Here is an 11,827-nt window from a genome sequence, read left to right as displayed (position 1 = left end):
TGTTAAATGAAGGAGGCCTTATTATTAAATGGGAGCGCAAGATTAAAAATAAAGGTAATGCTGTTTATTAAATTTAGCTGCGTAGCAGCTTACTACTCTCCCACATCTTTTTTCGTTCACCCCAATTGATTTGTAGTCCTAAATCAGGACGTTGTTTGTTTACTTAAGTTCGTAAATTGCGGTAATTAGTTTACATGAATATTAAATTTCAAACTTACTCGTAAATGTATAATTTGCATTTAGTTGTATGAATCTACACTCATTGCCGATGATACGTCCTACGAGCGCTTCACGAAATAATGGGCATTACAGCCTCCATTGCAGCAATATTATGGTTCCAGTCGCGGTAATTTTATCGTCCCACCGACACTTATGCAACTTTTGGATTGGACTTACTCAAACTTTCGCTGGTATCGTCGCCTACGGGGTGGGGAGTGGTGGCAAGTAGAAATTCCCTTATTTGATGGTTCTCAAATTACTTGGGTGCGTAATAGACCGGAATGCGAGTGTCACATTTTACAAACAATGATGCGGTACGAAAGCTGATCGGGCGACTGGCGGCGCAGGCTGGGCTTGATATCAAAGTTCACTGTCACATGATGCGCCATGCCTGCGGTTATTATCTGGTGAATCAGGGTTACAACACTAGGGAAATCCAAGACTTCCTGGGACACCGCGATATCAAACACACTGAAAAATATACCAAGCTAAATGCTCGACGCTTCCTGAATTTTGATTGGGGAGAGTTATGACATTTTGACTGTAGAAGCCATTCTGTTTATAGGTTTTTCAAGCAGTTGAGTTTGATTATAGCAAAAATCGCCATACCAATACACACCCCTGACACACCAGCGCCAAGTCCTATACAGATATGGTGTGGTAAATTCATAACTTGTTTACATTATTTTTCTTAAACACCTGGGTATCTCCACACTTGAGATACCCTTTTATCGAAGAAAGGCAGAGGGCAGTTCTTGCTGAAGGCAGAAGGAAATTCTGACTCCTGATCTCTGCTGTGACCAAAGGAAACAAGGGTTTAAAACCACGACCAAATTAAAAATTTGGTCGCTCTTATTAAGGAGGGGTCTGAATCCCCTTCTTAATAAAACCTTCTGCCCTCTGCCTTCTGCCTTCTCAACTATTTAGGTAAATACTCGCTTAATTGATTTTTAAAAGCATTAAATATTGACTGAAATTCAATCGTTTTGAGTTGGGATGCACTTGTATTGATGCTGTAGTCAGCTTTTAGTTAAGTTATTATTTGCTGTCTACGACGATATTTATACAACCAGATAAAATGAATTTAAGTTCATCTTTAATATCGATATAAGTTAGGATAATTAATTTTTTTATCTAACTATCAGGTCAAAATATTTCATATTGTGTTCCCAAAATTCTGGGAATTTTTTTCTTAAAAATGAATAAACCTATGGTGCGTAATAGTTACATATTAGATTGACGAAGAGATGACAAAATCATGACGAAAATGTGACGATATTCATGAGGCTGTGAACACGAAAAGTAACAAATTATTGACTTGTTGTATATAAAATTAATAACATTCTGAATGTTTCTATCTTAATATCGGTAAATACTGATCCTGTAAAGAATACAGTGGTTATATCTGATGTGGCAGGAGTAACTTCATGCGACATCCTGAGCATAAACTGTATTCTTTAATACAGTTTTTTATCAGAAATAAATAAACAATTAGTCAAATTTCTTACTTGATTCCTGTAAAGTCACATTCAGATTTCTCAGAATATCAGGGTTTTTGATATTAAAAAAATGTGGTTAAAGACTTACAGAAAAACTCCTTTTTTGTTATTGATGGTGCCGCAACTATCGTCACGTGATAGGCTATCAGTTTTGAGACAATCACGCTCAAGTTTATTTGACATAAATACTTCAGATTATTCCTCAACACCTTGACTGAGAATTGAGGTTTTAGTTGTTTAAAAATACTTACCTTGATGGAGGTTTTACTTAGTGGGTAACAAGAGAAGCAGACTAAAAAATATCTTGTTTAAAGCTTGTAGTTCTTTGGGAAAAAAGAGCCGAAATTGGCTCAACATACTTGGCTCTTTGGTAACAAACTTTATTGTCTTTTTCATGAAGGCGGGATCTACTCCAGTCCAGAAAGGCTTTTTCTGGGTTGAAAGCAATCAATTCCCCACAATGAAAAAATTGCCTCAAAATGTTGGGCAAAGTCAGCAAGTTAACAAGTTGGCACGATTGGGACAGCGTTTGCGTGAAAAAGAGTGGAGGCGCTATGGTTACTTACTACTGCTGGGCAAGGTAATGGCGATCGCGATGCTGTTCATGGTATTTGCCTTCATGCCCAATTTGATGGTCACACCAGCTCTGGCAGCCGATCCAGTACTCAAAGGCAATGACATCGTTAACCCGATTAATACACTCTGGACGCTGCTAGCGGCCTTCCTAGTATTCGCAATGCAGGTAGGTTTTACGATGCTGGAAGCAGGTTTCTGTCGCTCTCGTGAAACTGTCAATGTCTTGATGGAATGCATCGTTGACACCTGTCTTTGCGGTTTATTGTTCTATGCCTGGGGCTTTGCCTTCATGTTCAGTCATGGTAACGGCTTGATTGGGCTGAATTGGTTCTTCCTGCAAGGTGCGCCCGCGACTTATGAAAGTTCAGGTGTGGCGTTTCTGGCGTTCTGGCTGTTTCAGTTTGCCTTTGCAGACACCTGCTCGACGATTACCTCTGGGGCAATGATTGGACGGACAGGGTTTATTGGCGATCTTCTCTACAGCATTGGCGTTTCTGGATTTATCTACCCAATTATCGGACACTGGGCTTGGGGGCCAGACGGTTTTCTGGTAACAATGGGCAGCAAAGACGGTTTCCTGCCTTTTTTGGGAACTGGCTTTCATGACTTTGCAGGCTCTACAGTTGTTCACACCATTGGGGGATTCATTGCCCTGGCGGGTGCGATTGTCCTCGGACCGCGTTTGGGTCGTCGGTTCAAGCGCGACGGTGGCGGGCCAATGTTGCCCCATGACCTTGTAATTGCTGCTTCCGGCGGTCTGATTCTGTGGTTCGGGTGGTACGGTTTCAACCCCGGCTCGACACTTTCGGCGATGGACTTTGTGGGGACTGGACGGGTTGCTGCTAATACTACCTTGGCAGCATGTGCGGGCGGTCTGTCGGCACTGTTTTATGGATATCCGAAAACACAAAAGTGGGATTTGAGTTTCACAGTCAACGGTTTCTTGGCGGGTTTGGTTGCGATTACTTGCCCTTGCTATTGGGTGAATCCAACAGGTTCTATCATCATTGGGGCAGTAGCTGGCGTAGTTGTCATTCTGGGCATAGACCTTTTGGAATGGCTTCGTATTGACGATCCCATCGGTGCAGTTCCTGTACATGGTTTTTGCGGAATCTGGGGAACGTGGTCGCTGGGCTTGTTTGCCACTGGTGAATTCGGCGCGAGTGGCCCCATCTTACCTGATGTCTCTGCACCATTAAGAGGTCTATTGTATGGTGGGGGAATACAGGTGTTGAGCGCACAAGTTATCGGCAACCTAATTATTACTGTGTCTACATTTGCTGTGGCACTAGGGTTGATGTATTTGGTAAATTTGACCGGGACACTGCGTGTGTCGAAAGAAGGCGAATTGGAGGGTTTGGATTTACACGAGCATGGCATACCAGCCTACCCTGAATATGTCATCAGTACATCAGTGAACCCTGACAGCTCTCCATTACCAGAAGTGAATAAATAGAGAGTTTTGCCAAGCGCACTCATAACAGAGAAAAGTGCCAAAAATCCATCAGTCTTCATCCCCATCACTCGGTGGGGCTTTTTTTTGGAGAAAAAGTCGGTAATTTGTAGTTTGGCGACATCTCAGCAGAAGGGGCAAGGGAGCAACTAACAAGAAGTTTGCAATTTATTGCAGAAATTTCAAAACCTACTTTTTCTGAAACGGTACATTCTAAAGTTGTTTCTACTTGTGTATTTATTCATCTGGCGTGAAAGGAGGAGTATTTTGCTATCAAGTATCAAGAGAAACATTTTTATGAAGGTATTGAAAGCAATTATTGCAACGCTAGTATTAGGAGTAATATTAGAAAGTCCTAGAGCCGACGCGAAAAATTTACCAACAACAAGAGAGTTAATTTTACTTTTAGCACAAGTCAATGCCAAAGACGGTCAATTCAACATCAACCGAGGTCTTACCCGTCTTCATTCAGGAAACTTTCAAGGGGCAATTGAAGATTTTAACCAAGTTCTACGTATCAACCCTAACGATGCAATAGCTTACAGCTACCGAGGTACTGCTCGCATAGCTTTAGGAGACTCTCAAGGGGCAATTGAAGATTGTAACCAAGCCTTACGTATTAACCCTAATTATGGCTTGGCTTACGACCTCCGAGGTCTTGCTCACAAAAAATTAGGAGACTCTCAAGGGGCAATCGAAGATTTTAACCAAGCCTTACGTATTAACCCTAATGATGCAATAGCTTACAGCTACCGAGGTTCTGCTCGCATAGATTTAGGAGATGTCAAAGGCGCTCTTGAAGATTCTAATCAAGCTTTACGTATTAACCCTAATATTGCTACAGCTTACAGCAACCGAGCTGGTGCCCGTGCTAGTTTAGGGGATATCAAAGGTGCAATCGAAGATTCTAACCAAGCCTTACGTATTGACCCGGGGGATGCTACAGCTTACAAAAACCGAGCTATTGCCCGCATAGCTTTAAGAGACTCTCAAGGTGCAATTGAAGATTTTAACCAAGCCCTACGTATTAACCCGGGAGATGCTATAGCTTACAGTAACCGAGTTGCTGCCCGCATAGCTTTAGGAGACTTTCAAGGTGCAATCGAAGATTCTAACCAAGCCTTACGTATTAATCCGGGGGATGCTATAGCTTACAGCAACCGAGGTTTTGCCCGTGCTAGTTCAGGAGACTTTCAAGGTGCAATCGAAGATTATAACCAGTCCTTACGCATTAACCCGGGGGATGCTGATGCGTATTATAACCGAGGTCTTGCCCGCGCTAATTCAGGAGATCAGCATTTAGCAATTGCCGATTTGCAAAAAGCATCTGACCTGTTTAAACAACTTGGAAACACAAGCTCTTACCAAGCAGTTCTGGAGAAAATTAAACAAATAAACTCTGCCACTCCCCAGCCTAATCACCTTCACTAGCTCCCAAGCGCCTATTCGGGAGCAAGTCAGTTGCCCAGCATTGGCAGCCCCAAACCTTTACTACAAGAGATTAACAACCTTTATTTTAGAGCCGTTGCTTACCTATTTTTCCTACATCAGGGTGGCTTGAAGCGTGAAGAGTATATGCTCTACTCTCTACCATCTAAATGGAAATTACCCGATTGTCGGCTCAATGCCAAAAAAGCTTAACGTTAGATCAATATATATAGTCACTAATTACACGTAATGGCTCAAAGGTGTAACACACGCTTAGAGTGAGAAAGATTCTTTGTAAATACCAACTTTTGACCCATTGTTGGTAAAATTCTCTATGTTGGCTCTACAGTAACATAGCTGTCACCAGCCGCCATCTGTGAAAAAATAGTGGCAGAAATCCTTGATAGTTCACTCCCATAACCTCAGACCATTTACACAAAGTTATCGACAGACCCGAAGTAACTAGCTCCCAACCACTCCAATAATAGACATCTCCGGAAAAGATTTTGAGACGCTTTCTTTGTATGCAGACCTGACCCCTTGCCCCCCTTCCCTACAAGAAAAGGGGGATTTTAAAGCCTCTCTCCGCTTCGGGGAGAAGTTTGGAGAGGGGTCTTCTTTGTTTTTCGGAGATGTCTAATGAAGACTTAACCCCATTTTTCTAGCTTTTACGACTAAACTTGCTTATTCTTATTATCTATGAACGAACATTCAACCTGGATCTTAAGATTGCTTTTAGCCGTGCCCTTCGTAACATAGGGGATACCTGTTTCACCCCCAATTTCGATACCAAACTCCAAAGTTACTTTATCCACATTAGCCATCGCTACTTTTTTGAAAGCAGCAAGACTGTAGTTTGTGTAGGCAAAAATGGTGCTTTGGAGATCCTTAATGTGCTTTTGAAAATCTTCTTTGAGACCCTTTTCATTGGCAACTTCCTCCTCTTCTTCATCAACCTCTGAAGTTGATAAAACTGTGGCTCCATCCGTAGCTTCTACATCTTCAGTGATTTCAATGTAAACAACTGTATCTTTATCGATGAACAGGGGAGCCAGTTTGGTTTTCATGGAGGTAAAGAGCTTGATAGGTCAGAGTTTGAAGGTGAATATGTAACCGTTCACATCCCCCTACTTCTCAACGAAAAATTTAGGGTTTCGACGATTTTGCCGGGGGGAGTGAATAGTTACGTGAATGTAGCTAGATTAAAGTATAATACACTCAGGTATTGCTGAGGCGGCGTAGAGTATGGGGCGAAGTGCATTAACTGTAGGTATTAGTACTTACGGTTATCATGGTCTAAAAAACTTAGAAGCTCCTGCTAGAGATGCTGAAGCGATCGCCCAACAGCTAGAATCCAGCTTTCCCCCTTTCCAGGTTGAACGTTTGCCAGGGGTGAAAGACAAAGCCAATGATGGGTTAAAAACAGGCAAGACAAGCCAGGTCACGACTCGACAACTGCAAGAAGCTTTAGTTCGGTATTTCAAACCCAGAGGTACAACTTATAGTGATACAGTCTTGTTCTATTTCTCTGGGCATGGTCTTTATGATCACCTTGAGGGCAGGAGCTATCTAGCAACGAGTGATACAAACCCAGAAGATAACAAATGGGGCTATGATCTGACCTACTTATCTGCCTTACTACGAGACAGTCCGGTAAAACGCCAAATTATCTGGTTGGACTGCTGCCACAGTGGAGGACTAATCGCTGTTAAGGATGCCAATCCAGGGGAACAATCCGGATATAGTCGCTGTTTTGTGGCTGCGTCTCAAGAGATTGAATCAGCCTATGAGCTAACGAGTGGTTCCTACAGTGTTTTGACAGATGGTCTGTTACAAGGGCTAAATCCTGAGAGGGTTCCAGGACAATGGATCGATACACTGTCTCTATGTGCTTTTGTAAATCAGTACCTTAAAAATGTACGGAAGACGTATCCGCAACGCTCTCTATTCCTTAATGTCGGGGAACCCATCGATCTAACCTACATCAAAGCAGGCAGCACCTCTTTAGAAGGTTTAAACGAGTTGCAGGTTGATGTTTGTCCTTACCGAGCATTGAATGCTTTTGATTTCACGCCAGAAGATGTCAAGGTGTTTTTTGGGCGCACAGCACTGACAGATGAGCTTTTAGCTCAGATTTATGAGCACAATTTTTTAGCAGTGTTAGGGCCATCTGGAAGCGGCAAATCCTCCGTAGTCAGAGCGGGTTTACTCAATGAACTTCAGCAGGGAAAAAGACGTTCTGGTACCGAAACTTGGCACATTTTACCGATTATCCGACCAGGGGAAAGTCCTTTAAGGAACTTAGCAGGAGTATTTATCCCAGAAATACTCCGAACTAAGAAGCAAGGAGAAGCACTGTTGAGCAGTTTCCTGGCTGACCTCAAAGCACAAGGTGCAGCCGCGTTGGTAGATTTGATAAAAGAGGACGATGAGCAACCTATAGTTTTAGTAGTGGATCAGTTTGAAGAAATTTTTACCCTCTGTCGCGGTAGCCAAGAGAAAGAGCAAGAACGGAGAGACTTTCTGGATTGCTTGTTTGAAGCAGTTGATACTCTGGCGGGTCAACTGCGTCTGGTTGTTACCTTAAGAGCTGACTTTTTGGGAAAATGTCTAGAACAATCCTATGGCAATTTAGCAGGACGAATTAAGAACTGTCGGGTGGATATAACTCCGCTGACAGATTCGGAACTAGATGAGGTGATTAACAAACCTGCTGCAACAGTGGGCTTGCAGGTAGCTCCGTATTTACAAGATCGTCTCAGGGAGCATATTAAGGAAGCTCCTGGCAGTCTACCTTTACTGGAATATGCGCTAACGGAGCTATGGCGAGATTGGCATACTCGTTACACATCAGAAGATACTGATTTTGACAATCAACTCACATTTGAGGGCTATGACCGAATTGGCGGAGTAGCAGGCGCACTAGAGAAGCAGGCGAATGCTGTGTATGAATCCTTTGCAGAGTCAACGGTTAAGCAAGGATTGGTTCAGCGTATTTTTGTGGAATTAGTGCAGCCTGGTGAAGAGACAGAAGATACTCGGCGGCAGGTATTGAAGCGAGAGCTAATCAGTGAAATACACCCCGAATCTATGTTGGATGAGGTGTTAGGAAAACTGGTAGAAGCCCGTCTAGTTGTGACCGATGAAGTTCCTACGGAAAATGACCCGAATGCGGTTGTTATTGAGCTGGCACATGAAGCCACAATTCGCCACTGGCAACAGCTACGATATTGGCTTAATAAACATCGTCAAGACTTACCTGTCATTCGGCAACTCCGAGATGATACTGTTACCTGGCAGATTAATAACCAACAATCCAAATATCTGCTAGTGGGTGCTCGTCTTGATGCTGCTTTAAAGTGCGTAGAAAAATATCAGCAATTGGGATATGTCCGTCAAAACGTTCAGACTTTCGTTCAAGTTAGCTATGAAACCTGGATCGCAGAAGAAAAAGAGAGAGAAAGACAAATTCTCGAAGCTATGCACATGTTAGCAGAGGTGCAATGGAGCCGTTACCAGCAGCTCGATTCGTTGTTGACGATTACGCGAGCGGCAGAGCGGGTACGGTGGTTGCGCGAGAAGCGACCAGAAATTTTGCCGGACAACGCCTCAAAAATTGCTCCTAAGCTACAAGAGACGCTCTACGACCGGATTCAGGAAACGCAGCGGCTCGAAGGCCACAAAGGTGAGGTCTCGGCTGTGGTCTACAGCCCAAATGGGAAAACCCTTGCTTCTGGAAGTGAAGATCACACAGTGAAGTTGTGGAATGTAGAGAACGGAAGTTTGCTTTTCACGCTCGAAGGACATAGTGATGAGATCACGACCTTGGTCTACAGCCCAAATGGGAAAACCCTCGCTTCCGCAGGTCGAGATCACACAGTGAAGTTGTGGAACGTAGAGAACGGAAGCCTGCTCTTCACTCTCAAAAGCCATAGCAAGTGGGTCACGACCTTGGTCTACAGCCCAAATGGGAAAACCCTCGCTTCCGCGAGTAGAGATGATACGGCTAAGTTGTGGGATACAGCGACCGGGAGCCTAATCATTACTTTTTCCCATAATAGCAATTCTGATTCTCTCAAAACCGTGGCCTATAGCCCGGACGGAAGCACCATTGCTTTTACGAGTTGGGATGATACAGCGAAGTTGTCGATATTGTCGCTTTGGGCAGCAGACGGTAGTCTACCCGTCACTCTCGACACTCATACCAAACAGATCGATACAATGGTCTACAGTCCAGATGGAAAAACCTTTGCTTCTGCGAGTTGGGATGTTTTCACCGTGAAGCTTTGGAATTTAACAGATAAGAACCTAATCACTACTCTTGATGGTCATAGTGATCGCCTCAGAGCCTTAGTGTATAGCCCAGATGGGAAAATCATTGCTTCTGTAAGTGATGACAAAACAGTAAAACTTTGGAATGTTGCAGACGGGAGCTTACTTACTACACTTGTTGACCATAGCGATAGGTCTAAATTCTTGATCTGCAATATAATCTACAGCCCGGATGGAAAAACCCTTCTTACACATGATGGCAGCACAGTAAAGCTTTGGAATATTGCAGACGGGAGTCTAATCACTACTCTTGGAGATAAAGACTATAGTGATGGGATTAGCACCGTGGTCTACAGCCCGGATGGAAAAACCCTCGCTTCCGCAGGATCAATCCTTTCTACAAGTGGAGATTACACAGTGAAGTTGTGGAGCGCAGAGAATGGTAGACTAGTCACCACGCTTAATCATAGCGGTATGGTTAAGGCCTTAGCCTTCAGCCCAGACGGAACTACTCTTGCTTCTGCTAGTCATAACCACAAAGTAACGCTGTGGAACATCACTGACAAAACGCTTACTACTCTCAAAATCCGTATATCTACGGAAGGTCTTGTGTTAGACTACAGCCCTAACGGAACCACCTTAGCTTCCTCAGATTTTGAAGGCACAGTCCTGCCTAACGGCACAGTAACTGAAAAAGGCACACTTAAGCTTTGGAACCCAGCAGACGGTAACCTGATCTACGCTCTTGAAGGTCATAGCGGTAATGTTAGAACTGTGGTCTATAGCCCAGATGGAGCAACCCTAGCTTCTGCAAGCAATGACGAAACAGTGAAGCTTTGGAACCCAGAAGACGGTAGCCTACTTGCAACGTTTAAAGGTCATAGGGGTAAGGTCGGTGTGATAGCCTACGGCCCGGATGGAAAGACCCTTGCTTCCGGAAGTGAAGATCGCACAGTAAAGTTGTGGAATGTAGAGAACGGAAGCTTGCTCTTCACTCTCCAAGGTCATAGCCATGATATTATAGCTGTTGCTTATAGCCCAAATGGAAAGACCCTCGCTTCCGTAAGTTATGATAAAACGGCAAAGCTTTGGAATGCATTGGAAGGAAGCCTGATCTGCACCCTCGGAGGTCATAATGATGAAGTTAAAGCTGTAGTCTACAGCCCAGACGGAACCATTCTCGTTTCCGCAAGTGATGACAGTACAGTGAAGCTTTGGAATGCAGCAGACGGTAGTTTGCTCACCACATGCAGAGGCCATCGCAGGGCTGTCATCACCTTAGCTTATAGCCCGGATGGAACTACTTTCGCTTCTGCAAGTTATGGCGACACTATTAAGCTTTGGAATGCAGCAGACGGGAACCTACTTGCCACACTTGATGGTCATACCTTTACGATTGTAGCCTTAGCTTATAGCCCAGACGGAACCACTCTTGCTTCCGCAAGTTATGACCAAACCGTGAAGCTTTGGAACACAGCAGACGGTAGTTTGCTCACCACACTCAAAGGCCATAGCAAGGCTGTTCAGACCTTAGCTTATAGCCCAGACGGAACCATTCTTGCTTCCGCAAGTGATGATAGTACAGTGAAACTTTGGAATGTGTGTCGTGAAGGTCTCGATCTTGACTCGCTGCTCTCCACTTCTTGCAACTGGCTCGCAGGCTACCTGCGTCATAACCCCAATGTTGATGCGAGTGATAAAAAACTTTTGGAGAGATGTTCAGAAAGCAAGTTCAAGTAGTCTTGAAATCGCTAGACCAATTTTCAGGGCACACTTCGCAAATTTAAAAGATTATTTTGCCCTTCTACCAACTGAAATATTACCGATTTAAAAACTTCAAATTTAGAGAAGATTTTGCTTAATCATCACTCGGATTTGGGCAGTGTAACAGCTGTCATTTGAACTATAATTTGTCCAAACGGTCACGATATAGGCAGGACTGTGGTCGGGTAACAGGATTACATTGCTGTAACCCCGCCTCCTCAGAACCGGACGTACGCCTTGTTACAGAAAATCTTTCTAAAATTGCCTAATCGTATACCAACTTTTAACCGAATGTTGGTATTTCAACCAAAATCTGCAATAAACTCCTTTTTAGGATGATATACATTTCGGGAGCTTTACGTATGTCTGCAATCAACGTAAAGGAAGATCCCCAACTATCGAAAGTTGGTAAAATTGAAAATGCTGACCCTAAAAATATTCAGCATACCGTTCGATATACACAGCTATCCCGCGAACCGTACAAAGGACTTTGGAAGAAAGCCTGAGTTACCTGTAAGATGTTCTGACTTTTCACGGGATGTGGAAAGGGAAGATTGGTTCGCGTATGGCATACGCGAATCATTGTGACTTTTTATATTTAGCAGTTTCCTCAAGC

8 protein-coding genes are annotated in these 11,827 nt (G+C 43.7%); 7 read left to right on the top strand and 1 reads right to left on the bottom strand.

From position 1 onward, the window contains the following. Positions 1 to 318: 318 nt before the first annotated feature. The 5 genes from V7K42_RS11725 (at position 319) to V7K42_RS11705 (ending at position 5,388) form a co-directional block, all read left to right on the top strand. Entirely contained in the window at positions 319 to 546 is a 228-nt protein-coding gene (locus V7K42_RS11725) for a hypothetical protein (RefSeq protein ID WP_334916315.1), read from the top strand. Beyond that, the gene (locus V7K42_RS11720) at positions 507 to 752 is read left to right on the top strand and encodes a tyrosine-type recombinase/integrase (RefSeq protein ID WP_334916313.1); all 246 of its coding nucleotides are present in this window, start codon (positions 507 to 509) and stop codon (positions 750 to 752) included. Before V7K42_RS11725 ends, V7K42_RS11720 begins: the two co-directional genes overlap by 40 nt. Positions 753 to 2,178: 1,426 nt before the next feature. Next, positions 2,179 to 3,750, top strand: coding sequence for an ammonium transporter (locus V7K42_RS11715; RefSeq protein ID WP_334916311.1), 1,572 nt, complete (start codon positions 2,179 to 2,181; stop codon positions 3,748 to 3,750). A 294-nt stretch (positions 3,751 to 4,044) separates the two neighbouring features. Beyond that, positions 4,045 to 5,178: a tetratricopeptide repeat protein gene (locus V7K42_RS11710; protein WP_334916309.1), complete on the top strand. Its 1,134-nt coding sequence runs from the start codon at positions 4,045 to 4,047 to the stop codon at positions 5,176 to 5,178. A gap of 30 nt (positions 5,179 to 5,208) precedes the next feature. Further along, positions 5,209 to 5,388, top strand: coding sequence for a hypothetical protein (locus tag V7K42_RS11705; protein WP_334916308.1), 180 nt, complete (start codon positions 5,209 to 5,211; stop codon positions 5,386 to 5,388). Positions 5,389 to 5,849: 461 nt separating this feature from the next. Here V7K42_RS11705 and V7K42_RS11700 read toward each other — a convergent pair whose 3' ends face one another. Beyond that, positions 5,850 to 6,242, bottom strand: coding sequence for a CU044_2847 family protein (locus V7K42_RS11700; protein ID WP_334916306.1), 393 nt, complete (start codon positions 6,240 to 6,242; stop codon positions 5,850 to 5,852). Between the two features lie 178 nt (positions 6,243 to 6,420). Here V7K42_RS11700 and V7K42_RS11695 point away from each other — a divergent pair, with 178 nt between their 5' ends. Then, complete coding sequence (locus V7K42_RS11695) at positions 6,421 to 11,187, top strand: nSTAND1 domain-containing NTPase (protein ID WP_334916304.1); 4,767 nt, start codon at positions 6,421 to 6,423, stop codon at positions 11,185 to 11,187. A gap of 386 nt (positions 11,188 to 11,573) precedes the next feature. Next, positions 11,574 to 11,717 (top strand): hypothetical protein, encoded by a 144-nt coding sequence (locus tag V7K42_RS11690; protein ID WP_334916302.1) that lies wholly within the window; start codon positions 11,574 to 11,576, stop codon positions 11,715 to 11,717. Positions 11,718 to 11,827: the final 110 nt, after the last annotated feature.

Source organism: Nostoc sp. (assembly GCF_036917455.1).
GTDB lineage: Bacteria > Cyanobacteriota > Cyanobacteriia > Cyanobacteriales > Nostocaceae > Nostoc.
Note: the sequence above shows the minus strand (reverse complement) of the source record. Positions and strands in the feature narration are given on the sequence as shown.